Consider the following 23,072-nt stretch of genomic DNA (forward strand, 5'->3'; position numbering starts at 1 on the left):
CACGCGGACCGGCACTAGGGATTCAGATACTGGGCGGTGATTTTAGCGGCGGAACCGTCTTTCTGCATACTGCGCAGCGCCGCGTCGAGCTTCTGGAAGGTGGCATCCGGCAGATGCCGGTTGCAGGCCAGATACATGAAGGTCGTGTTGAAGGTGAGCACCTGCACGATATTGTCAGCCTTTTCGTTGGCCAGATAACGCTCCCCGCTGTATTTGCCGGTGGCCCAGTAATCGATGCGGCCTGCCTGCAGCTTGCGCACATTCTGCACATCGCTATTAGCCATATCGACATCGAAATTGCGCGCAATCAGGTATTGCGCCACAGCATCGCCAGCGTAGCCACCGATACGATAGGGCCGTGCCGACTCGAGCGAGCTGAGCTGACGGGTATCGTTCTTGCGCGCATACAGCACCCACGGATTCTCGACGATAGGGCCAACCCAGCGGAACTGGCCCTCGCGCTGCTCGGTCCGCGTCGTGGAAAACACGCAGGTATTGTCTTCGAGTACCGCGCGGTTGAAAGCACGCAACCACGGCAACAGCTCGATCTGGTAGGGCTGGCTGGCGCGCTTCATCATTTCGCGCACGATGCCGCTAGACAGGCCGCCAACCTGCCCACCGGGCATCGTCATATTGAAAGGCGGGTATTCTTCGGTCAGCAGCTTCAGGGTTGCCGCACCGGTGTCGGCACCGGCACTCAGGGCACAGGCGGAAATCAGCACCAATGGCAGGATCTTGTTCATGATGCGACCTCTCGTTTACACCCAGCTATGAGTGTAGCTGCCGCCCCGCACAAATTGAGACAAATCAGTGTTTGCCCACCTGCGGCCCTTGTGGCGGCTTGGCATGCCAGGCCTGACAGCGCAGGCATTGTGCCTCCGACTGACCAAGACGGCCCAGCCAGTAGGCAATACGGCAATAACTGCGACGCTCGTGTCGCCAGTAACGACGCCAGGCCACAGCCCAGGATTTCAACACTGTCAGACTCATGATCTTGCTCCGTGATGAACACAGCCCAAGATTAGAGAGCGCGCCGTAAAGTTGGCCGCAAAAGCACGCTGGCGGCCATCAACAAGACATAAAAAACGGCACCCGCAGGTGCCGTTTTCACTGCAACAGCAAGATTTACTTCTGGCGGTTCAGCGCACGATTACCGATATCGCGGCGCAGCTGCTTGCCGGCGAAGCGGATCTCGTCGGCTACCGCGTAGGCTTTCTGCTGTGCCAGCTTCACACTGTCACCCAGACCTACCACGCACAACACGCGGCCACCATTGGTTACCAGCTGCTGCTCGGCATTAAAGGTGCTGCCGGCATGGAAGGTCATGGTGTCGGCGGTATTGGCCGGAATATCGCTGATCACATCGCCCTTGCGCGGCGCTTCCGGATAGCCTTCGGCCGCCAGTACCACACCCAGTGCCACGCGACGATCCCACTCGGCCTCGACGCTGTCGAGCTTGCCGTTGACCGCCGCCTCCAGCAGCACGGTGAAGTCGGACTTCAGGCGCGCCATGATAGGCTGGGTTTCCGGGTCGCCAAAGCGGCAGTTGAACTCGATGGTGAACGGATTACCGTCGGCATCGATCATCAGGCCGGCGTACAGGAAGCCGGTATAGCTGTGGCCATCGGCCTTCATGCCGCGCACGGTCGGCAGGATGATCTCGCGCATCACGCGGGCGTGGATTTCCGGCGTCACCACCGGAGCCGGGCTGTAAGCACCCATGCCGCCGGTGTTCGGGCCCTTGTCCTCGTCCAGCAGACGCTTGTGATCCTGGCTGGTGGCCATCGCCAGCACGTTGTCGCCGTCGACCATCACGATGAAGCTGGCTTCCTCGCCCTGCAGGAAATCCTCGATCACCACGCGCGCGCCGGCATCGCCCATCTTGTTGCCGACCAGCATGTCGTCGATGGCGGCGTGCGCCTCATCCAGCGTCATCGCCACCACCACGCCCTTGCCGGCAGCCAGACCATCGGCCTTGATCACGATAGGCGCGCCCTTGCGGCCAACGTAGTCATGGGCAGCAGCGGCATCGCTGAAGGTTTCATAGCCGGCAGTCGGAATGCCATGGCGCTGCATGAAGGCCTTGGCAAAATCCTTGGAGCTTTCCAGCTGGGCGCAGAACTGCGTCGGGCCAAAAATCTTCAGGCCGGCGGCACGGAAGGCATCTACCACGCCGGCAGCCAGCGGCGCTTCGGGGCCGACCACGGTCAGTTCGATCTTTTCTTGCAGGGCAAAATCCAGCCAGCCTTGCACATCGTTGGCCGCAATATTGCTCAGGTGCGGATCCAGTGCGGTGCCGGCATTGCCCGGTGCCACGAATACCTTGGAAACACGCGAAGACTGGGCAATACGCCAGGCCAGTGCATGCTCGCGGCCACCGGAACCGATTACGAGTACTTTCATCTATCGCTCTCTTTCAAGGGATAAAGCTTGGCCGCAGCGGCGGCCAAGCTTGCAGGCAATCTCTTGCTGCCAGCGGCCAGGCGACCGCGGCAGCTTTGCCACTCGGCTCTTAGTGACGGAAATGACGCACGCCGGTCAGTACCATGGCAATACCATGCTCGTCGGCGGCAGCAAACACTTCTTCGTCACGCATCGAGCCACCCGGCTGGATGATGGCCTTGATGCCCTGCTCGGCAATCACGTCGATACCGTCGCGGAACGGGAAGAAGGCATCAGACGAGGCGACCGCACCGATCAGACTCAGGCCGGCATCCTGCGCCTTGCGCGCGGCAATACGGGTAGAGTCCACGCGGCTCATCTGGCCGGCGCCGATACCGGCGGTCTGGCCGTTCTTGCAGAACACGATGGCGTTGGACTTCACATACTTGGCGACGCGCCAGGCGAACAGCAGATCGGACAGTTCTTGCTCGGTCGGCTGACGCTTGGTCACCACGCGCAGCTCGTCGAGGCCAACGTTGCGGATATCCGGCGTCTGTACCAGCACACCGCCACCCACGCGCTTCAGCTCGAAATGGTTGGCACCGGCTTCCAGTGGAATCTCCAGCACACGCACGTTTTTCTTGGCGGCGATGATGGCCTTGGCTTCTTCGGTGAAGGACGGGGCCAGCAGCACTTCCAGGAACTGGCCGGTTACCGCTTCAACGGTCTCGGCATCTACCGGACGGTTGAAGGCGATGATGCCGCCGAAGGCGCTGGTGGTGTCGGTGGCAAACGCCAGACGATAGGCCGACAGGGTGTCGCCAGCCACGGCCACGCCGCACGGGTTGGCATGCTTGACGATCACGCAAGCCGGCGCGTCGAAGGTCTTCACCGCTTCCCATGCCGCATCGGCGTCAGCGATATTGTTGTAGGACAGTTCCTTGCCCTGCAGCTGGCGGTAGTTGGCAATGCTGCCGGCGGCCGGATGCAGGTCGCGGTAGAACGCCGCCGCCTGGTGCGGGTTTTCGCCGTAGCGCATGTCCTGCACTTTGACGAATTGCGCGTTCAGGCGGTTCGGGAAAGCAGCGCGGTCTGGCACGCCGGCGTCCACACCTTCGGCCAGGCTGGTCAGGTAGTTGGAAATCGCACCATCGTAAGCGGCGGTGTGGGTGAAGGCTTTCTTGCAAAGGCTCAGGCGGGTCAGCTTGGACAGCTGGCCGGCGTTGGCCTGCATCTCTTCAACCAGCGCGCTGTAGTCTGCAGCGTCGGTGACAATGGCGACGTGCTGCCAGTTTTTCGCGGCAGAGCGCACCATGGTCGGGCCGCCGATGTCGATGTTCTCGATGGCATCTTCCAGCGGACAGTCAGCCTTGGCGATGGTGGCTTCGAACGGGTAGAGGTTCACGCACACCAGATCGATATTGCCGATGCCATGCTCCTGCATGGTGGCAACGTGCTCGGGCAGGTCGCGACGGCCCAGAATGCCGCCGTGGACTTTCGGGTGCAGGGTTTTGACACGGCCATCCAGCATTTCCGGGAAGCCGGTGTAATCGGAAACATCGATTACCGGCACGCCTTCGTCGCGCAGCAACTTGGCTGTACCGCCGGTGGAGAGGATTTCAACGCCAAAGCCGGCCAGAGCCCGGGCAAACTCCAGAACACCGGTCTTGTCGGAAACGCTGATCAGCGCACGTTCGATCTTGGTCATGGTTTTCTACCGCTTTCAAATTAACAGGGGCAGCCGCAGCTGCCGTTACAACTAAAAAGTGATCCCATCCCCCGCCCCTGCCTTGCAGGGGAGTTCGGTATTGCAGGCAAAACAAAAGCCACCCGTTTGCACGGGTGGCTTGTCGTCAAATCATGTCGTAACACTTCATCTTCTTGCGCAAGGTATTACGATTCAGGCCGAGCATTTCGGCAGCGCGGGTCTGGTTGCCCTGCGTGTGGTGCAATACCACTTCCAGCAAGGGCTTTTCCACCCGGGCCAGCACCATATCATAGATAGCCGAGGGCGCCTCGCCATCCAGATCGCGGAAATACTGTTCCATCGCATTACGAACGCTGTACGCAATATCGTCGTTATTGTTGTGCATGATTTGCCGTTTTTATTTTCGGTTTATTGACCCACTGCAAGCTCTGCAGCGCCCTCGTCCGTTTCCGGCGTGGTCTTTTCGTATTCCAGCCGGTCGGAGAAGCTCGCCAGCTGGTCAAAATAATTGCTGACAGCCACGAGCTGACTGCCGGTGTCTTCCAGTGCATACATCTGCTGGCGGAACTCATTGCTGCCGCGCAGACCCTTGGTGTACCAGGCAATATGCTTGCGCGCGATACGGCAGCCGCTGTACTCGCCGTAAAAGTCATACAGCTCGACCAGATGCGCGTGCATGATGGCCTGGATCTCGGCAATGCGCGGCGGCGGCAACAGCTCGCCGGTCTCCAGATAATGCTGGATCTCGCGGAAAATCCACGGCCGGCCCTGCGCGGCGCGACCGATCATGATCGCGTCGGCACCGGTGTGCTCCAGCACCAGCTTCGCCTTTTGCGGGCTGTCGATGTCGCCATTGGCCACCACCGGTATGCGCACCGCCTGCTTGACGGCGGCGATGGTGTCGTACTCGGCATCACCCTTGTACATGTCTTCACGCGTGCGGCCATGCAATGCCAGCGAGGCAATGCCGGCGTCTTCGGCCATGCGCGCCACCTGCAGCGCGGTCTTCACTTCGCGGCTCCAGCCGGTGCGTGTCTTCAGCGTGACCGGGACATCCACCGCCTTCACCACCGCGTCGAGGATGCGGCCAACGTTGTCGAGGTCGCGCAGCAGCGCCGAACCCGCGGCAACATTGCACACCTTCTTGGCCGGGCAACCCATATTGATGTCGATGATCTGCGCGCCGTGCTCGACATTCAGCCGGGCGGCGTCTGCCAGCTGCTGCGCATCGCCACCGGCGATCTGCACCACAATGGGTTCGACTTCACCTTCGTGGTTGGCGCGGCGCAAGGTCTTGGGGGTAGTCCACAAGGCCTTGTTGGCGGTGATCATCTCCGACACAGCCATGCCTGCCCCGAGCTTCTTGCACAGCATGCGGAACGGCCGGTCGGTAACACCCGCCATGGGCGCGACGATCAGACGGTTCTTGAGCAGGTAAGGGCCGATTTGCATTGCAAAAAGAAAGACATGGATGGATGAAGGGCGGCAATTGTACTGTCTTTTGGCCGGGCGGTAAAAGACATTTTTGCCTAAAAAATAGGCAAAACCACATTGACAAAGCGGCAAGAATTTGCAGGTGTGAGTGGGGGAAGCAGGCCGGTAAGCCGGGTTCTGTCGTTGGACAGCCATTCCTCTAGACCTGTCGTTACCAACAGGTTCAAGCAACCTACCCGGGTACAGCGCGGGCCACGCCAATGTACCCCTATTTGGTCTTGCTCCGGATGGGGTTTAGCCTGCCGTGCGTATCGCTACGTCCGCGGTGCGCTCTTACCGCACCTTTTCACCCTTGCCTGTGCCGTGCCGACAGCGGACTGACTTGCAGTACTCGTGCAGAACGTACACTGTAAGCAGTGCGTATTCTGCCCTGTCGGCGCGCCGCCTCACCTTGCGGTGGTGCGGCCAGCCATCGGCGGTTCAGCTCTCTGTTCCACTTTCCGTCGCCTCGCGGCGCCTGGCCGTTAGCCAGCATCCTGCCCTGCGGAGCCCGGACTTTCCTCCCCGTGATTGCTCACGCGGCGGCTGTCTGTCCTGCTTCCCGGCGCGCATTGTAGCCGAAAGCGGCCAACTGCACTGATAATTATCAAGCTTGGCCTTAATTGACACCCCTATACTGCAAAGCCGCTCAAACCGAGAAAGCATCATGAATCTAGATCAGCACAAACTCGCCCGACTGCAGCTTGCCGGCATGCTGGGCGCGGTGCTGACGGTGGTGCTGATTCTGGCCAGCTACTTTTTCTACCAGCAGTGGCGCGACTACCAGGACAACAGCGCCCAGCTGCAGCGCGAAACTCTGCATCGCGGCCAACTATTCCTGCGCGCCTATGGCGATCATGCCGGCATGCAGCTGGAAGCGATGTACAAGCAGACCCACGGCATCCTGCGCCAGCGCCTGCGCGAGCAGGTCGACCAGGCCTATGACATGGCCAGCTCGATCTACCGGCAAAACCACGCCAGCCTCGGCCGCGAGGCGACCGCCAGACTGATTACCGAAGCGCTGCGCCCGCTGCGTTTTTTTGATGGCCGCGGCTACTTCTTCATCGACACCCTGCAAGGCCAGTGTGTCTTGCTGCCGACCTCGCCCGGACTCGAAGGCAAGAGCCTGCTCGACAATCGCGACGACAAGGGCACCTTCATCATGCGCGAGCTGATCCGCTCGGTCGACAACCCCGAGGCGCGCGGCTATGCCAGCTACCGCTGGTTCCGCCCCGGCGAAAAGGTCATGAGCGAGAAAATCACCTACTCGCGCCGCTTTGACGAGCTGGGCTGGCTGATCGGGGCTGGTGAATATGTCAGCAATGTCGAGGAAGACCTGCAAAGACAAGGGCTGGACATTCTCGGACAGATGCAGATCGGCGATGGCGGCTATCTGCTGGTGATTGATGCCAAGGGCCAGGTGCGCCAGCTGGGCAGCAAACAGCAACAGTCGGTCAGCGAGCCGGCGCTGCTCAAACAGTTGGCCGCCATGGAAAACGGCAGCTTTCTCGGTTTTAGCCAGAACGGCACCCGCATGACCGCCTATGCCGCCAGCGTGCCGTCCTGGCAATGGCGTGTCCTGACCATCCTGCCGGACAATATGCTGCAGCAAAACACCGTCAATGATGGCCGCCTGCTGGAGGAGTCCACCCGCCAACGCGTGCTGACCACCCTGCTGATTCTCACCGTCGCCATCTGTCTGGCCTGGCTGTTCTCGGTGTATTTCAGCCGCTGGCTGCGCATGCTGATCGGCCAGTACCGCAACGAGCTGAAAGCCAATGCCAAACAACTGAGCGACAAGGCACGCGAAATCGAACTCACCCGCTATATGAGCGACAGCGCCGCCGACGCCATCATCATGCTCGACAGCCAGAGCCAGATTGCCTATTGCAACGAGGCGGCACGCCGCCTGTTTGGTGCCCGGCTGCAAGAGATGCTGCCGGTGCTGTTTCGCCAGGACCTGCGCAACCATTACTGCACCCTGCCTCTGGCCAGCCAGGAACTGACGCTGGATGTCAGCCTCAGCGTGCTCGACTACCAGGGCGAACGCTACCGCTGCGCCACCGTGCGCGATATCTCGGCGCGCCTCGCCGACGAGCGCCAGCTGCAGTTGGCCGCCACCGTGTTTGCCGCCAGCTCAGAGGCCATCCTGATTACCGACGCCCAGGCGCGCATCATTGCCGTTAACCGCTCCTTCAGCGAAATCACCGGCTACAGCGCCGACGAAGCCATCGGCAACCGGCCGAGCATGCTGAGCTCGGGCAAGCACGATCACAGCTTCTTTGACAGCATGTGGTCGCAACTGCGCGCCCGTGGCCGCTGGCGTGGCGAAATCTGGAACCGCCGCAAGAACGGTGACCTCTACCCAGAGTGGCTGACCATCAATCAGGTGAAAAACGACCGCGGCGAGATCATCCACTACGTCGCGCTGTTCTCCGACATCAGCGAACGCAAGGCGACCGAGCGCCAGGTGCAGCGTCTGGCCGAATACGATTACCTGACCGACCTGCCCAATCGCATGCTGCTGAACGACCGCCTGCAGCAGGCGCTGAATCTGGCCAAGCGCAACAAGCACCGGCTGGCGGTGCTGTTCATGGATCTCGACCGTTTCAAGAACGTCAACGACACCCTGGGCCACGCCACCGGCGATGCGCTGTTGCGCCAGGTCGGCCAGCGCACCCAGCATGTGCTGCGCGAGATGGACACGGTTGGCCGCACCGGCGGTGACGAATTCGTGATGATCCTGCCCGAGCTGGAGAACAGCGCCCAGGCCGGCATGATTGCCGAACGTGTGCTCGAAATCATGCAGCAGCCTTTCGATGTCGAAGGCCACACCCTGCGCATCGGTGCCAGCATCGGCATCGCGATTGCCCCCGGCGATGGCGATACCACCGACAGCCTGCTGAAAAACGCCGACCTCGCGATGTACGAAGCCAAGGCGGCCGGCCGCAATACCTACCGTTTCTTCAATGCCTCGATGACGGCCGAAGTCAGCGAGCGCCTGCTGCTGGAAAACCAGCTGCGCAGCGCGATTGCCACCCAGTCATTCCATCTCGAATTCCAGCCCAAGTTCAGCCTGCCCGGCCGCCAGCTCGGCGGCTTCGAGGCGCTGGTGCGCTGGCGCAACGAGGCTGGCGACATCATCCCGCCGGTACGCTTCATCCCTGTGGCCGAAGACAGTGGCCTGATCAACGAACTGGGGCTGTGGATTCTGCGTCAGGCCTGTCTGACCGCGGCCGGCTGGCATCGCGCCGGCCAGTCGCTGATCATCGCGGTCAATGTTTCGGCACGGCAGCTGGGCCATGGCGACTTCAGCGCCGATGTGGCCGACGCGCTGCGCCAAAGCGGCTTGCCAGCCGGGCTGCTGGAGCTTGAAGTCACCGAGAGCACGCTGATCGACTACGCCGGCCCGGTACGCCAGCAACTGTCAACGCTGAAACAGATGGGAGTGCGACTGGCGGTAGACGACTTCGGCACCGGCTATTCGAGTCTCGCCTATCTGAAAAACTTCGCGCCGGACACGGTCAAGATCGACCGCTCCTTCGTGCGCGAGCTGCAGCACAACAAGGACAACGCCGCGATTGTCTCGGCCATCATCACGCTGGCGCGCAACCTCGAGATGGAAGCGCTGGCCGAAGGCGTCGAAACCGAAGACGAACTGGCCGCGCTGATCGAACTCGGTTGTGACAGCGTGCAGGGCTTCCTCACCGGCCGGCCGCTGCCGCTGGAGCAGGCACAGGCGCTGATCACCCGCCACGCCGAAACAAGCGCCGCCGACAGCAACGAGACTGCAGCAGAATAAACCGTCAGCCAGGGTTGGCCGCAAACAGCAAGGGCTGTCGCCGCAGGCGACAGCCCTTGCTGTTTCACACCTGATCAGCCTCAGTCGAAACGCAGGGTGTAACGCAATTCACCATCGCTGTTGCGGCCGGCACGACCGATCAGCGACAGGCTGCGCGACAGCTGGTAGCTGACTTTCAGCGCTTGCTCGGCACTGCGCAGGCCAAACTCGTAGCCGACATACAGCTCGCGCGTCAGCTGCTTGCCCAGCGTCACCACCTGTTCGGCCGGGTTGATCACCCCGCTGCTGCTGGTACTGGCCGGACGCGAGCCGACACCGATATCGTCAAACAGGCCGAATTGCTCGTTGATCAGCCCGGCCAGCATGCCGCCGGCGGCCGCCCCGGCCACCGCACCATCCTTCTCGCCCGGCCCGGCCGCCCGGCCCAGCATCAGCCACGACAGGCGGTCTTTTTCCGACATCGGCTCTTCGGCCACCAGCCGCACCACCGGATTGAACACCGAGCCTGCCACCTCGACACCGGCACCAACCGGCGAGCCGCGCCGCGTAGCACGGATGTCCAGCGTCGGATTATCCAGCGCGCCATTGAAGGTCACCACACCACGGCTGATGTCGAGATCCTGACCGTAAGCCTTGAAACGACCGCGCTCGATACGCAGTTGGCCGCGAGCCTGCAAGGTGCCGCCACGCGGTGCCAGCAGCCGCACATCGCCGGCCAGCCAGGCTTCCAGCCCGTTACCGGCAAAACGCAGGCTGTCACCCAGCCGTATCGTCATGTCCAGCGCCAGCGGCCAGCGGTTGCCGCCATCGTCTATCACCTCGCGGCCAAGCACGATCACGTCATCCGACAGTTTCGGGCTGCCCAGCCGCGGCAGGTCGATCCGCCCCTCGTCCACCGTCAGCTCGCCGCCGAGGGTGATGCCCTGCTCCTTCACCTCGATCTGGCTGCGGCCGGACACCAGCAAACGGCGGCCGGGTTTCTCCAGCAGGGTGAAGCGGCGGAAGTCAAACAGCAGCAAGACCTCGGGCTGCGCGGCATTCAGGCCGATACGGCCGCTGCCCGACAGCTCGCCCTTGCCGAAACGCAGGCTGTCGATCAGCAATTGCTGGCCGCTGAAACGGGCCTGCAACTGGCCATCGCGCAGATAAATACCGTTGCGGCGCTCGCTGAACGCGAGCTGCTGGCCACTGAGGCTGCCATCCAGCAACGGTGCGGCCAAGGTACCGCCCAGCCGCAGATTGGCCTGCAGCCGGCCCTGCACATTCATGCCGGTATTCAGCCACGGCTGCGCCAGCGCCAGATCCGGCAGATTCAGCCTGACCGTTCCGTCCAGCGGCGTTGCCGCGATATTTTCGCCCTGGCCCCAGCCCAGTCGGCCATCCGCCTGCAGCTGGCCGTAACGGCTGTTCAACAGCGCATTAAACGGCGCCTGTGGGCCACTGCCCAGCTGCAAACGCAGCTCGCGCAGGCCCAGCGCCTGCTGCTCGCCCTTGATCGGCAGCCAGACATCACCGGCGCTGCGCTGCAGATTCAGCTGACCTTGCGGCCAACCTTGTCCCGGCTGGATCGCCCAGTCGGCAGCAAACACCAGATCCTGCTTCAGCGGGATGTCCAGCCACGGCCGCAGCGCCGCCAGTGCCAGCTGGTTGACGCGGCCACGGCTATACACGCCCTGCCCCGCCTGCCAGCCGCTGTCTTCGAGTTGCCATTGGGTATCCAGCGCCTGCCAGCGCGCCGCACCCAGTCGCACGCGGTCGGCCGCCAGTTGCAGGCTGGCCGGCTGCAATAACTGCAGCGGCAGCAGGCCGCCCAATTGCAGCTGGCGAAGCTCGCCCTGCCACGCCAGTTGCCCGGCCTGCAGGCCACCCTGCAGTTGCAGCTGGACATTCAGCGGCTTGCCGGCGGCAGTCGCCTGCGCCTGCAAGGCCAGCTTGTGCGCCGCCCGCAGACCATCCGCCTGCAGCGTCAGCTGCGCCAGACGCAGCTCGCCTTGCTGGATGTCGCGGCCATTGAGCTGCACACGGAAAGGACTGTCCTGCTGGATGCCGCTTTCGGCCTCCAGCTGCAGGTTGGCCGCAGCCAGCGCGCCCGGCAGGCGCAAGTCACGCGCCTGCAGGCTGGCTTTGAGTTGCGGCCGTTGCGGCACGCCCGAAACATCCAGCCCGCCCTGGATGCGGCCGGCAAAGGCCGGCCCCAGCAGCGCCAGATTCGGTGCATCCAGCAACAGCTTCAGCACATCACCGGGCTGGCCATAGCTGCCGCTACCCTGCAGGCGATTGCCACCCAAGCGCAAATCGGCCTGCAAACCCTGCACGCGCATACCCTGCCAGCGGGTTTGCAGCTGGCCACCGAGCGGCGCACCACTCAGCGTGCCGGCACTCAGCTGCAAATCCAGCTTGCCGCTGCTCTGCCCCTGCAGGCTCAGCTCGGTATTCAGCCGGCCATTGATATTGCCCTGCGGCAGGCTGGGTGCCAGCACGGCCGGATTAAGGTTTTTCAGCTCGCCTTTCAGCTGCAGCGCCTGGCTCAGCGGCTGCCACAGTGCATCCAGCAGCAGGCTACCGGCACCGGTCTGCAATTGCAGTTTTTCGGCGGCCCAGCTCTGGCTGTCACGCCGCAGCACGCGGCCGCTCAAGGCCAGATCGCGGTTTTTCAGCTTCGCGTCCAGCCGCGGCAGCGACCAGCTGCCGGCCAGCGCCAGCTCGCCATTGATGCGGTGGCTGGGCAGACCGGCGGCCAACTGCTGGCTGTCCAGTTGCTTCAGCGTCAGGCGCAGCGCCGGCTTTTGCGCGGTGAGGCTGCCGTCCAGCACCACCTCGCCATCGCCCAGCTTCGCGGTGATACCGCCGAGTTTCAGCCGCTCGCCAGCCACATGAAAATCGCCAAACAGCAGCGACAGCGGCAATTGCGCACGATCGGCCGGCCCCGGCTGATAGTTGATCAGCGACAGGCCGCCCTCGATCTGCTCGCTGCCCTTGGGCGTCAGCTGCACACCCAGCGCGAGCTCGGCCTTGGGCCAGGCCGGATTCAGCGCCTGCGGGTTGATGCCGCCCAGGCGCACATCCAGCTGGCGCAGGCGTTGCAGCGCCTGCGGCGCAAACGGCGCGAGTCCGGCTTTCAGCTCGGCCGACAGGCCCAGCGCGCTGACGGTGCCGACCAGCGCCGGCTGCAGCAAGTCCTGCTGCAATTGCAGCTGGCCGCTGGTGGCTACGCCTTCGAGTACGCCGCGGTAATCCAGCTGGCCACGTAGCGCAAACGGCCGGCTGTCGGCCAGCGCCAGCGAGGCATGCAGGCGGCCCCAGGGGCTGTCGACCTGCTGCAACACCAGCGCGTGCTGGCCCTGCTGATAGAAGTAGCCCAGCTGCAGATGCTGCAGCACGGGCGGCTTGTCCGCGGCCAACCTCAAGCTGGCGAGACTGAAGCGGTCGAGCTGGACATCCAGCGGCAAGGCCAGCGAGGCGGGCGCTTGCGGCGCTTGGCCCGGTTCGCCACTGCTGCCGCTGATCAGCACATCGCCCAGCGCCAGCTCGGCAATCTGCAAGCGGCTCTGCCACAGCGCCTGCGGCTGCCACGACAACGCCAGCCGGCTCAGCCGCGTCTGCTGTCCGCCCTGCTGCAGCCGTACATCGTGCAGCACGAAGTCATGCCACAACGTGCCCTCGCTGCGGCCAACCTGCAGCTGGCCCTTGCTGATGCGCTCGGCCGCCCGCCACAGCTGGGCAAAGCCTTGCTCGCTGGCGGTCAGCCAGGCGAGGCTGGCGACGACAAACAGCAGGGTAGAAAACAAGATGGCCAGCAGCCACGGCCAGCGGCGACGGCGGGCCTTGGCGGCAGGTTTGGCCGCGGCCGCTTCCGGCTCGGGAGTTTGCCCTTGTTGCGGGTCGGGGGTTGGCTGCATCAGAAAGCGAGTCCGAGATTGAGGTTCCAGCGCCAGCGCTTGTCGCGGTCGCCATAGCCCAGGTCAAACGCCAGCGGTGCCAGCGGGCTTAACCAGCGCACGCCAAGGCCATAACCGCTGGCCATGCGCCAGTCGCGCCAGCTGTCGGCGGCATCACCGCCGTCGATAAAGGCGGCCAGCCGCCAGTCTTTCCTGATCGGGTACTGATATTCGACCGAGCCGGTGGCCAGCACGCGACCACCGCTGATCACGCCGCTGGCCGGATCGCGCACGCCCAGGCCCTGGTCTTCATAACCGCGCACGCTGCCAACGCCACCGGCCTTGAACAGGCGCGAGGCCGGCACTTGCTGGCCATTCTGCGCATAGACCTGACCAAGCTCCAGCCGGCCAACCCAGGTGCCCGGCATGAAGCTGGGGCTGACATACCAGGCAGCCCGGCCATACAGCCGCACAAAGCGCGTATCGGAAGCCAGCCCGCCGACCGCGCCGGAAATATTGCCTTCCAGCAGATAGCCGTCCTGCGGCCGCAAGGCCGACTCGACCGCGCGCCGCGCCCAGCCGGCCGACAGCACCAGCGCGCCATTGTCGCGCTGCAGCTCGCTGCCCAGCTGTTCACGGTCCTGCAGCCACTCGATGCCGAGGCGCGATTCGATATTGTCTTGCTGGCGGATGCGGAACAGGCCGATCTCGCGGGTATCCAGCACCGTGCCGCCGCTTTCATCATGCTTTTGCTGCAAGTTCAGGCTGTGCGAATAGCCTCGGTTGTCGCGCGCAAAACCCAGACCCAGATCCAGCTGCTGCTTGTCTTTTTTCCAGTCGTAGGCAAAGGAGCCGGTATAACCCTGACGCAGCAGATTGTAGTGCTCGTAACCGAGGCGAAAGCCCGGCCCCTGGCCGGTGCTGAAGTTCAGGCCCAGCTCGACCTTCTGCCGTTTCTGTTCGGTCAGCTCCACGCTGACCGGCACCGTGTCGCCCTGCAGGTTTTCCCACAGCGGCGCGACGACCACGCCCGTAAAATGTGGGTCGGCCTCCAGCGCCGCCTGCAGGGTCAGCAGCTTGTCCTGATGGTAGGGGTCGCCGGCATTGAAACTGGCCATATCGCTGACCAGCCGTTGCGGATAGCGGCTCATGCCCTGAATCTGCAAGGCACCGAAACGCAGCAGCGGGCCGCTGTCGACATCCAGCCGGATCGCCGCCCGGCGCGTTTCGGGGTCGATCTTCACCTCGCTGCGGGTGATGCGCGCCTGCGGAAAACGGTCACGCAAAAACGGCCGCAAGGCGGCGCGCTTGCTGGCATCCCACTCGCTCTGGCGGAACACCGCGCCATCGGGCAGCGCCCAGTCTTCCATCACTTTCGACAGGAAACGGCTGAAATCCTGCTGCTGGCGCACCGGCCCCTGCAGGTTCACATCGACATCCATCACGATGACCGGCGCACCGGCCTCGACCGTCACGCTGATCTGCTGCCCCTTGCGGCCAACCTTCACCTGCGGGCTGAAATAGCCCTCGGTCTCCAGCAGGCTCTTCACCTCGGCCTCGGTACCGGCCACGATATTGGCCAGATCCTGCTCGCTCAGTGCCTCGTCATTGCGCAGCGCAAACAGGTCCAGATGCTCGCGCAGCAGCGGCTCCAGCGTCGACGGGGCCGCCAGCGTCACCTCGTAGTCGAGGGCCTGCGCCAGCGTCGACCAGCAGGCCAGCAGTAACAGCAGCTTTTTCGGCATGACAGCGCTCGTTGAATCGGGAATGACGCATAGTAGAACATGACGCCATAAAGCAAAATGGCATGCAGCGACTTCGATAAGCGCGGGCTTGCCTTGCCGGCCGCCAGCCCCATCTGCTGCTGCCACCCTCTAGCTGAAAGGATAAATCATGCCCGCCTTCATTTCGCGCTTCTCCCTGCTGGTTGCCGATTACGACGAGGCCATTGCCTGGTATCGCGACAAGCTGGGCTTCAGCGTACTGGAAGACCGCGCCGAGCCGGCCAAGCGCTGGGTGGTGATCAGCCCGCCTGGCGGCGGCTGCGCGATGGTGCTGGCGCGCGCCAGCACGCCGGCACAACAGGCGCTGATCGGCGCCCAAGCCGGCGAGCGCGTCTGGCTATTCCTGCAGACCGACGACTTCGCCCGCGACCACGCCGCCATGCTGGCTGCCGGCGTGCATTTCTGCGAAACCCCGCGCCACGAGGCTTATGGCACGGTGGCGGTATTCGAAGACCTGTATGGCAATCGCTGGGATTTGTTGCAGCCGAAGTGAGGGAGGCATAGACCTAACACTCAACACCTTGATCATTCGCGGTGAAAGCAATACCCTCCCAAGTCAATTGGAATATTTATTGCCAGATCGCACATAACAAACCTGTAATGAGGTGCATATGAAAAGAGATTGGGATGTCATCAGAGAGTTGCTTGTAAAAGTCGAAGAATGCACGCTACCTACTGAGATGGTGCGTCTGAGTGACTTTCCTCCTGAACGTGCTGCAGAAGTTTCTTATCACATGGCTCTGCTCATTGAGGCTCAGTTAGTGAATGGGCAGGTTTCCAAAACAATTGGCTCTTCTCCCCATGATTTTATTGCCAAGTCATTAACTTGGAATGGCCATGAATTTCTTGATGCGATTCGTAGCGATACGGTGTGGGAGAAGACAAAAAGACGGTTTACCGAGCAAGGTTTAACAATGACCTTTGACCTTGTGAAAGATGGTGCAAAACATATTGCCGCAGCACTTTTCAGCGGTGGCTTGAATGTTATTTAATTTAGCCGGCTAAATTAACACCGCCACCATCCTTCCACCAGCAACTTAAGGGCAAGCCTCATAGCTTGCCCTTTGGTTTTGCTGCTGACGGCCAGGGTTGGCCGCAAGGCTGCGCTTACTTGCCGGTGATCTGCTTGATGAAGGCTTCGGCATTCTGCTTGCGGCCGAGGAAGGCTTCTACCAGCTTGGCCGGGTTTTCTTCGCCGCCACGCGCGAGGATGGTGTCGCGGTAACGCTTGCCAACCTTGGCGTCCATGAAGTTGTCACCGAAGGCGGAACGCATGTCCAGCGCCATCACTTCCGACCACATATAGCTGTAGTAGCCGGCGGTGTAGCCGCTGGCGATGTGGTTGAACGCAGCCGGGAAACGGGTGCCGTCAACATGGCCCAGCAGCGTGGTCTTTTCCATTGCCTGCCAGGTTGCCAGCGTGCCCTTGGCTTCCGGCGTGGTCAGCGCCATGTCAAAGCGTGCAAACAATGCCTGACGTGCGTAACGCATGCCGGCACCGTAGTTTTGCGCGGCCTTGATCTTGCCAAGCAGCGCCTTGTCTACCGGCTTGGGCATCAGCGCCACGGTTTCGGGGCGGAAGGCCCATTCTTCGAACATCTGCGACGGGGCTTCGACGAAGTCACGCTTCACCGCGGTGCCGCCGTGGAAGGCGTAACGGGTCTTGGACAGTACGCCGTGCAGCACATGGCCGAATTCGTGGTAGAGGGTTTCCAGCTCGTTAACGTTCAGGCCATTGCGGTCGAAGTTGGTTACCAGTACCGACACCGGCTTGCTGCCCAGCTCGGTAGAGACGCTGCGCACGCCCCAGGCGGCAGCGTGGCCGTATTTGTCATCACGCGGATACAGATCGACATAGAAGCTGCCGACGTAATCATTGCCGTCAAACACGTCGTAAGCCTTCACCTCTTCGTGCCATACCGGCAGCTTGCTGTTGGCCGCAAAGCGCACGCCATACAGCTTGCTGCTCACGTCCAGCATCCAGTCCACCGCCATCTGGCTCGGGAAGGCCTTGCGCACGTCGTTCTGATCGAGCTGGTAATCCAGCTCTTTCAGCTTGTTCTGGTAGTAGGCGACATCCCAGCGCTCCAGCTTGCCGGGGAAAGCATCCGGGTCGCCCTTTTTCAGGCTTTCCAGATCGGCGATTTCCTTTTTCTCCAGCGCCACCACTTTCTGGCTGACATCGGCAAGGAAGTCGTTAACCGTCTTCACATTGCCGGCCATGCGGTCTTTCAGCGCCCAGTCGGCAAAGCTGGCATAACCGAGCAATTGCGCCTGCTGGCGGCGCAGAGTCTGCAGCTCGTCCAGAATCGCCAGGTTGCGCTCGCCACCACGCTGGTTGCCCAGCAGGAAGAACTGCTTGCGCACATTGGCGTCCTTGGCGTAAGTCGCGATATTTTCGCGCGCCGGGCCGTTGAGCTTGAACTGGTACTCGCCCTTGTCGTTTTTCGGGATGCGCGCGAGGAAGGCCGCCGGCACGCCGTCCACCTGCTTGGCGGTCAGGCTGATTACCTGCTTTTCGTCATTGGCGACGTTTTCGCGGAATTCGCTGGCCAGCTTGGTGATCTGCTCGCTCAGGCTCTTGAACTGCGCACGCTTGTCGGCCGGCAGGGCAATGCCGGACGACACGAAGCTGTCCAGCATGTCTTCACGCACGCCGGTCTCGAAGGCATCGGCCGGCTTGTAGGCCTGGAAGCGCTGATACAGCGCCTCGTCCTGATACATATTGGTGGAGAAGCCCGACAGCTTCTGCATGCAGTCCTTGCCGGCATCGCGCACGGCCTTGTCGGTGGAGGTGGCATTCTGCAGGCTGGCGGTGCCCGAGGTGCTGCGCAGCGTGGCGCTGACCTGGTTCCAGCGTGCCAGCAGGCCGGCTTCGTTCACCTTGTTCAGCGGCAGCTTGCGGATATCCGCCAGCCCCGCCTCGATAGTCTTGATATTCGCCTCGCAGGCGGCAGTCAGCGCCGGGCCGGTATTGCCCAGCAAAAAGGCACCGCGCAACTCGGCGTCAGTATTGGCATAAGCCTGGCCAACCAGCATGGTCAGCAATGGCAGGGACAGCAAAACCTGCTTCTTCATCCGTTTCTCTCCATTATTTTTTGTCGTACCCGGCTCGTGACCCGGCATCGCGAATGACTATAACAGGAGAAAAAGCGCGCAAAAAGCAAAATTAAAGCAATTTAATTCTGAAAAATAATATCTGTTAGTAAATAATATCCAAAGCATAATCATCAGGACAGCGGCCAGCTGGGCAGCTGTCCCTTGCCGGTGCACAATGCGCGCTTCAATTTGTCAGTCATCATCATGAGTGTTTACCCATACACCCTGCCCGGCCTTGCCGGCGAGGACATCCCGCTGGCCCGTCATCAGGGCCAGGTGCTGCTGCTGGTGAATACCGCCAGCGCCTGCGGCTTTACCCCGCAATTTGCCGGCCTGCAGGCCCTGCACGAGGCCTATGCCGCCCGTGGCCTGAGCATCATCGGCAGCCCGTGCAACCAGTTTGGCCAGCAAGAGCCCGGCGATGCCGCCGCTATCGGCGCTTTCTGCCAGAAAAACTACGGCGTGAGCTTTCTGATGTCGGCCAAGCTCGAGGTCAACGGCAAGCACGCCCACCCTCTGTGGCAATACCTGCAACAGGCGCGACCGGGGCTGTTCGGCAGCCGCCGCATCAAGTGGAATTTCACCAAGTTTCTGGTCGATCGCGAGGGCCAGGTCGTCGCGCGCTTCGGCCCGCGCACGCCGCCCGAGGCGCTGCGCAGCGCCATCGAAGCGCTGCTGTAAATGAAAAAAGGTTGGCCGCAATGCGGCCAACCTTTTTATCTGCTGAGCTCAGAAGAAACGCGCGCTGGCGCTCAGTCTTCTTCGGTCTGCCACTCGATCTGTGCGCCCAGGCTCACCAGGTTTTCTACAAAACGCGGGTGGGCACGGCGGATCGGGCCGGCATTCAGGATGCGCGAAGTGCCTTCGATGCTGGAAGCCAGCATCAGCAGCGCAATCGCCACACGGATGATGTAAGGGCTGTCGACCACGGCCGGCGTCAGTTGCTTGCCGCCGAAGATCACCACGCGATGCGGGTCGGAGATGAAGGCGTGCGCGCCAAACTTGCCCAACTCGGAAGTCCAGCCCAGGGCACCGTCGTAAATCTTGTTCCAGAACATCATATTGCCCTGTGCCTTCACGCCCAGCGCGATGAAGATAGGCAGCAGGTCAACCGGCAGATACGGCCACGGTGCGGCTTCGATCTTCGGCAGGATGTTCTTGGTGAATGGCTCGACCACGCGCAGCTCGTCGTAGTGGGCGGTAGACCAGCCATCCTTGTGCTCGATACGGATGCCGAACTTGGCAAAAGTGCGGTCGATCAGCGGGAAGAATTCCGGAGCGCTGTTCTTCACCTCGATATTGCCGCCGGTAATCGCGCCCAGTGCCAGGAAGGTCACCACTTCGTGGAAGTCTTCGACAAAGTGGAACTCGATACCGTTGAGCTTTTCCACACCTTCAACCGTCAGACGCGAGGTGCCGATGCCGTCGATCTTGGCGCCCATGGCAGCCATGAAGCGGCAGAATTCCTGCACGTGCGGCTCGGAGGCGGCATTGGTCAGCACCGCTGTACCCTTGGCCAGCGCCGCGCACATCACGAAGTTTTCGGTAGTGGTTACCGAGGCGTAGTCAGGCCAGTGATTGAAAGCCGACAGGCCGTTCGGTGCCATCACCTTGATACGGCCCGGCAGCGGTTCGACCACGCTGCCAAAACCGGTGAAGACGTCGATATGCGGATCGATCTCGCGCGCGCCCAGGGTGCAGCCCTGTACATCGCTTTCGATACGCGCCGCGCCGTAGCGAGCCAGCAGGCCCGGCACCAGCATGATGGACGAGCGCATTTCCTGCGGCAGGTGATGGATTTCGGCATCAAAGTGCGCGTCAGCGTGGCAGATGGTCAGCGGGCCGCCGTCCAGACCGCCTTCGACACTACTGCCGAAAGACTTGAAAACAGAGATGATCTTGCGCACATCGGTGATGTCCGGCACACCATGCAGGGTAACCGGCTCGCGCGTCAGCAAGGTGGCGCACAGGATGGGCAAAACCGCATTCTTGTTGGCAGAAGGGGTGATACGGCCACGCAGCGGAGCACCGCCGCGAACAAGCAGATGTGACATAGGGCAATTACCGATAGAGAGCCAGAAGGCGCGCCACAATGGCCACGCCGGATGGCAGGATTCTGCCAGTTGTCGCGCGGCTTTGCATGCTTAAATCGCCCTTTTGCGGCAGAAAATGGCAGGCCTGTCTCCGGCCTGCCCGCAAGGCCTGTTCAGCTCGACCACGGCGGCATGCCGGCATCCGCAATGGCATAACGCGCCAGTGCCGCCGCGCAGTCTTCGGCACTTACTTTCCCCAGCTGGCGCAGGGCACCCAAGGCGGCCAGCACGATGTGATGACGATCGACCTCGAAGAATGCCCGCAGCCGGGCGCGGTTGTCGCTGCGGCCAAACCCGTCGGTGCCCAGCACGCTGAACGGTGCTGCCACATAGGCAGCTATCAGCTGCGGCCAAGCCCGCACATAGTCGCTGGCGGCCAGCACCGGCGCACTGCCGGCCAGGCACTGTTGCAGATGCGATGGCGGTGTCTCGGCCAGGGGTTGCAGTCGTTGCGTGCGCTCATTGGCCGCCGCCTCGCGCGCCAGCTCGCTGTAGCTGGTCACGCTCCACACCTCGCTGCTGATGCCCCAGTCCTGCTGTAACAACTCGGCTGCGGCCAACACCTCGCGCAGGATCGCACCGGAGCCAAGCAGACGAATTGCCGTCTCGCCCGTACCAAACCGGCCGAAGCGATACATGCCGCGGATGATGTCGTCGGCCACGCCCTCGGGCAGGGTTGGCTGGGCATAGCTCTCGTTCATCATCGTCAGGTAGTAGAACTCGTCGTGCTGCGCCTCCAGCATGCGGCGCATGCCGTAATCGACAATCACCGCCAGCTCGCCGGCAAAGCACGGGTCGTAGGCGCGGCAGTTCGGCACGCTGGCTGCCTGCACCAGGCTGCTGCCGTCCTGATGCTGCAGCCCCTCGCCGCCCAGCGTGGTGCGGCCAGCCGTCGCGCCAAGCAGAAAGCCGCGCGCGCGCTGGTCGGCCGCCGCCCAGATCGCATCGCCGATGCGCTGAAAGCCGAACATCGAGTAGTAAATGTAAAACGGCAACATCGGCAGGCCATGCACCGAATAGCTGGTAGCGGCCGCCGTCCAGCTGCTGATGGCGCCGGCTTCGCTAATGCCTTCTTCCAGAATCTGGCCATCGGTGGCCTCGCGATAGCTGAGCATCGAACCGATGTCTTCCGGCTCGTAGCACTGACCACTACTCGAATAAATGCCGATCTGGCGGAACAGATTGGCCATGCCGAAGGTACGCGCCTCGTCAGCGACTATCGGCACGATGCGCGGCCCGAGCTGCGCATCTTTCAGCAAGCTGCTGAGCATGCGCACAAAGGCCATGGTGGTGCTCATTTCCTTGCCGTCGGCCTGCAAGGCAAAGTTGGCGTAGCTGGCCAGCGGCGGCACCGGCAAGCATTCTGCCTGCTGCAAGCGGCGCGGCAGGTAACCGCCGAGCGCGGCACGGCGTTGCTGCAGATAGCGCATTTCGGCGCTGTCCGCCGCCGGCCGGTAGAAGGCAAGGCCGGTCGCCTGTTCGTCGCTGAGCGGCAGATCGAAACGGTCGCGGAAGGCCAGCAGGTCGCTGTCATCCAGCTTTTTCTGCTGGTGGGTAGTCATGCGACCCTGGCCGGCCTCGCCCATGCCATAGCCTTTCTTGGTATGCGCGAGAATCACCACCGGTTGGCCGCTGACTTGCAACGCGGCGTGATAGGCGGCGTAAATCTTCACCAGATCGTGGCCGCCGCGCTTGAGGCGGTCGATCTCGCCATCGCTGAGCCCCTGCACCAGTGCGGCCAACTGCGGATTCTGGCCGAAGAAATGCTCGCGGTTGTAGCGGCCATCCTTGGCGGCAAAGGTCTGCAACTGGCCATCGACAGTCTGCGCCAGCGCCTGCAGCAAGGCCTGGCCGCTGTCGCGCGCAAACAGGCCGTCCCAGTCCGAGCCCCATACCAGCTTGATGACCTTCCAGCCGGCACCGGCAAACAGCGCCTCCAGCTCGTCGATGATGCGACCGTTGCCGCGTACCGGGCCATCGAGGCGCTGCAGATTGCAGTTCACCACCCACACCAGATTGTCGAGCTTCTCGCGTGCCGCCAATGTCAGCGCGCTCATGCTTTCCGGCTCGTCCATCTCGCCATCGCCGAACACGCCCCAAACGCGGCGCTGTGCGGTGTCGAGCAAGCCGCGATGTTGCAGATAACGCATGAAGCGCGCGTGATAGATCGAGCTGATCGGCCCCAGCCCCATCGAGCCGGTCGGGAACTGCCAGAAGTCCGGCATCAGCCACGGATGCGGATAACTGCACAGACCGCGCGCGCCATGCGTGCTGGCGGCCAACTCCTGCCGGTAATGGGCGAGATCGTCCTCTTGCAGCCGGCCTTCGAGATAGGCGCGCGCATACACGCCGGGGGCGGAATGCGGCTGGAAGAACACCAGATCGTCGCGTCCAGCCGCTTCACCGGCGCGGAAAAAATGGTTGAAACCGACTTCGAACAGATCGGCCGCACTGGCATAGCTGGCGATATGGCCGCCCAGCTCGCCATAGGCCTTGTTGGCACGCACTACCATTGCCAGCGCGTTCCAGCGCATCAATGCGGCCAACCTTTCCTCGATGGCCAGATCACCCGGAAACGGCGGCTGCACCTCGGCCGCAACGGTGTTGATAAAGGGCGTATGGCGCGGCGCCTGCCAGCCGATGGCCGCCTGTGCGGCCTGTTGCGCGAGACTATCCAGCAACTGACGCGCGCGCGCCGGGCCGTCGTGCTCGAGTACCGAGGCCAGTGCGGCCAACCATTCGGCGGTTTCTTCGGGGTCGATATCGTGCTCTGCCAGTGTCTGGCGGGTTCTGTCATTCATTGAACTCTTCCTTGCAGCCTGCCGGCCGCCGCCCGTGGCAGCGGCCCCAACC

Annotated in this window: 15 protein-coding genes and 1 other RNA gene; 4 read left to right on the plus strand and 12 right to left on the minus strand. The window is 62.5% G+C overall.

Going from position 1 to position 23,072, the window contains the following annotated elements; translation table 11 throughout:
• Positions 1 to 14 precede the first annotated feature (14 nt).
• The 7 genes from ACZ9W6_RS03465 to rnpB all read right to left on the minus strand — a co-directional run bounded on the left by ACZ9W6_RS03465 (position 15) and on the right by rnpB (position 6,125).
• Positions 15 to 743 (minus strand): substrate-binding periplasmic protein, encoded by a 729-nt coding sequence (locus tag ACZ9W6_RS03465; protein WP_465189687.1) that lies wholly within the window; start codon positions 741 to 743, stop codon positions 15 to 17.
• A gap of 64 nt (positions 744 to 807) precedes the next feature.
• Positions 808 to 990, minus strand: coding sequence for a hypothetical protein (locus ACZ9W6_RS03470; protein WP_465189688.1), 183 nt, complete (start codon positions 988 to 990; stop codon positions 808 to 810).
• A gap of 135 nt (positions 991 to 1,125) precedes the next feature.
• Positions 1,126 to 2,403, minus strand: a complete 1,278-nt coding sequence (purD, locus tag ACZ9W6_RS03475) for a phosphoribosylamine--glycine ligase (RefSeq protein WP_465189689.1) — start codon at positions 2,401 to 2,403, stop codon at positions 1,126 to 1,128.
• A 109-nt stretch (positions 2,404 to 2,512) separates the two neighbouring features.
• Complete coding sequence (gene purH, locus ACZ9W6_RS03480; protein WP_465189690.1) at positions 2,513 to 4,090, minus strand: bifunctional phosphoribosylaminoimidazolecarboxamide formyltransferase/IMP cyclohydrolase; 1,578 nt, start codon at positions 4,088 to 4,090, stop codon at positions 2,513 to 2,515.
• Positions 4,091 to 4,235: 145 nt separating this feature from the next.
• Positions 4,236 to 4,475: a DNA-binding transcriptional regulator Fis gene (gene fis / locus ACZ9W6_RS03485; RefSeq protein ID WP_465189691.1), complete on the minus strand. Its 240-nt coding sequence runs from the start codon at positions 4,473 to 4,475 to the stop codon at positions 4,236 to 4,238.
• Between the two features lie 23 nt (positions 4,476 to 4,498).
• Positions 4,499 to 5,542: a tRNA dihydrouridine synthase DusB gene (gene dusB / locus ACZ9W6_RS03490; RefSeq protein WP_465189692.1), complete on the minus strand. Its 1,044-nt coding sequence runs from the start codon at positions 5,540 to 5,542 to the stop codon at positions 4,499 to 4,501.
• A gap of 132 nt (positions 5,543 to 5,674) precedes the next feature.
• Positions 5,675 to 6,125: RNase P RNA component class A (rnpB, locus tag ACZ9W6_RS03495), an RNA gene on the minus strand.
• Between the two features lie 105 nt (positions 6,126 to 6,230).
• Here rnpB and ACZ9W6_RS03500 point away from each other — a divergent pair.
• The gene (locus ACZ9W6_RS03500; protein WP_465189693.1) at positions 6,231 to 9,365 is read left to right on the plus strand and encodes a bifunctional diguanylate cyclase/phosphodiesterase; all 3,135 of its coding nucleotides are present in this window, start codon (positions 6,231 to 6,233) and stop codon (positions 9,363 to 9,365) included.
• Positions 9,366 to 9,445: 80 nt separating this feature from the next.
• Here ACZ9W6_RS03500 and ACZ9W6_RS03505 read toward each other — a convergent pair whose 3' ends face one another.
• Positions 9,446 to 13,264 (minus strand): translocation/assembly module TamB domain-containing protein, encoded by a 3,819-nt coding sequence (locus tag ACZ9W6_RS03505; RefSeq protein ID WP_465189694.1) that lies wholly within the window; start codon positions 13,262 to 13,264, stop codon positions 9,446 to 9,448.
• On the minus strand, positions 13,264 to 14,988 hold the full coding sequence (locus ACZ9W6_RS03510; RefSeq protein ID WP_465189695.1) for an autotransporter assembly complex protein TamA: 1,725 nt from the start codon (positions 14,986 to 14,988) through the stop codon (positions 13,264 to 13,266). The genes ACZ9W6_RS03505 and ACZ9W6_RS03510 overlap by 1 nt, the downstream gene beginning before the upstream one ends.
• A 148-nt stretch (positions 14,989 to 15,136) precedes the next feature.
• On the opposite strand from ACZ9W6_RS03510, the gene ACZ9W6_RS03515 reads away from it, so the two are divergent.
• Together ACZ9W6_RS03515 and ACZ9W6_RS03520 are read left to right on the plus strand one after the other, a co-directional pair.
• On the plus strand, positions 15,137 to 15,520 hold the full coding sequence (locus ACZ9W6_RS03515; RefSeq protein WP_465189696.1) for a VOC family protein: 384 nt from the start codon (positions 15,137 to 15,139) through the stop codon (positions 15,518 to 15,520).
• Positions 15,521 to 15,638: 118 nt separating this feature from the next.
• The gene (locus tag ACZ9W6_RS03520; RefSeq protein WP_465189697.1) at positions 15,639 to 16,019 is read left to right on the plus strand and encodes a DUF2513 domain-containing protein; all 381 of its coding nucleotides are present in this window, start codon (positions 15,639 to 15,641) and stop codon (positions 16,017 to 16,019) included.
• Positions 16,020 to 16,134: 115 nt separating this feature from the next.
• Here the strand turns inward: ACZ9W6_RS03520 and ACZ9W6_RS03525 are convergent, their stop codons facing one another.
• Positions 16,135 to 18,105, minus strand: a complete 1,971-nt coding sequence (locus tag ACZ9W6_RS03525; protein WP_465189698.1) for a M3 family metallopeptidase — start codon at positions 18,103 to 18,105, stop codon at positions 16,135 to 16,137.
• 225 nt (positions 18,106 to 18,330) lie between these two features.
• Here ACZ9W6_RS03525 and ACZ9W6_RS03530 point away from each other — a divergent pair, with 225 nt between their 5' ends.
• A complete protein-coding gene (locus ACZ9W6_RS03530) occupies positions 18,331 to 18,807 on the plus strand; it encodes a glutathione peroxidase (RefSeq protein ID WP_465189699.1) in 477 nt (158 codons plus the stop codon).
• Between the two features lie 71 nt (positions 18,808 to 18,878).
• On the opposite strand, the gene ACZ9W6_RS03535 is transcribed toward ACZ9W6_RS03530, so the two are convergent.
• Together ACZ9W6_RS03535 and mdeB are read right to left on the minus strand one after the other, a co-directional pair.
• A complete protein-coding gene (locus ACZ9W6_RS03535) occupies positions 18,879 to 20,180 on the minus strand; it encodes a UDP-N-acetylglucosamine 1-carboxyvinyltransferase (RefSeq protein ID WP_465189700.1) in 1,302 nt (433 codons plus the stop codon).
• 152 nt (positions 20,181 to 20,332) lie between these two features.
• A complete protein-coding gene (mdeB, locus tag ACZ9W6_RS03540; protein ID WP_465189701.1) occupies positions 20,333 to 23,020 on the minus strand; it encodes an alpha-ketoglutarate dehydrogenase in 2,688 nt (895 codons plus the stop codon).
• Between the last annotated feature and the right edge of the window lie 52 nt (positions 23,021 to 23,072).

It is taken from the genome of Vogesella lacus (assembly GCF_979366295.1).

Bases quoted from the DNA above. Each gene is read 5' to 3' on its own strand.
- ACZ9W6_RS03465 (WP_465189687.1), bottom strand. From the start codon at position 743: ATGAACAAGATCCTGCCATTGGTGCTGATTTCCGCCTGTGCCCTGAGT.
- ACZ9W6_RS03470 (WP_465189688.1), bottom strand. From the start codon at position 990: ATGAGTCTGACAGTGTTGAAATCCTGGGCTGTGGCCTGGCGTCGTTAC.
- purD (WP_465189689.1), bottom strand. From the start codon at position 2,403: ATGAAAGTACTCGTAATCGGTTCCGGTGGCCGCGAGCATGCACTGGCC.
- purH (WP_465189690.1), bottom strand. From the start codon at position 4,090: ATGACCAAGATCGAACGTGCGCTGATCAGCGTTTCCGACAAGACCGGT.
- fis (WP_465189691.1), bottom strand. From the start codon at position 4,475: ATGCACAACAATAACGACGATATTGCGTACAGCGTTCGTAATGCGATG.
- dusB (WP_465189692.1), bottom strand. From the start codon at position 5,542: ATGCAAATCGGCCCTTACCTGCTCAAGAACCGTCTGATCGTCGCGCCC.
- ACZ9W6_RS03500 (WP_465189693.1), top strand. From the start codon at position 6,231: ATGAATCTAGATCAGCACAAACTCGCCCGACTGCAGCTTGCCGGCATG.
- ACZ9W6_RS03505 (WP_465189694.1), bottom strand. From the start codon at position 13,264: ATGCAGCCAACCCCCGACCCGCAACAAGGGCAAACTCCCGAGCCGGAA.
- ACZ9W6_RS03510 (WP_465189695.1), bottom strand. From the start codon at position 14,988: ATGCCGAAAAAGCTGCTGTTACTGCTGGCCTGCTGGTCGACGCTGGCG.
- ACZ9W6_RS03515 (WP_465189696.1), top strand. From the start codon at position 15,137: ATGCCCGCCTTCATTTCGCGCTTCTCCCTGCTGGTTGCCGATTACGAC.
- ACZ9W6_RS03520 (WP_465189697.1), top strand. From the start codon at position 15,639: ATGAAAAGAGATTGGGATGTCATCAGAGAGTTGCTTGTAAAAGTCGAA.
- ACZ9W6_RS03525 (WP_465189698.1), bottom strand. From the start codon at position 18,105: ATGAAGAAGCAGGTTTTGCTGTCCCTGCCATTGCTGACCATGCTGGTT.
- ACZ9W6_RS03530 (WP_465189699.1), top strand. From the start codon at position 18,331: ATGAGTGTTTACCCATACACCCTGCCCGGCCTTGCCGGCGAGGACATC.
- ACZ9W6_RS03535 (WP_465189700.1), bottom strand. From the start codon at position 20,180: ATGTCACATCTGCTTGTTCGCGGCGGTGCTCCGCTGCGTGGCCGTATC.
- mdeB (WP_465189701.1), bottom strand. From the start codon at position 23,020: ATGAATGACAGAACCCGCCAGACACTGGCAGAGCACGATATCGACCCC.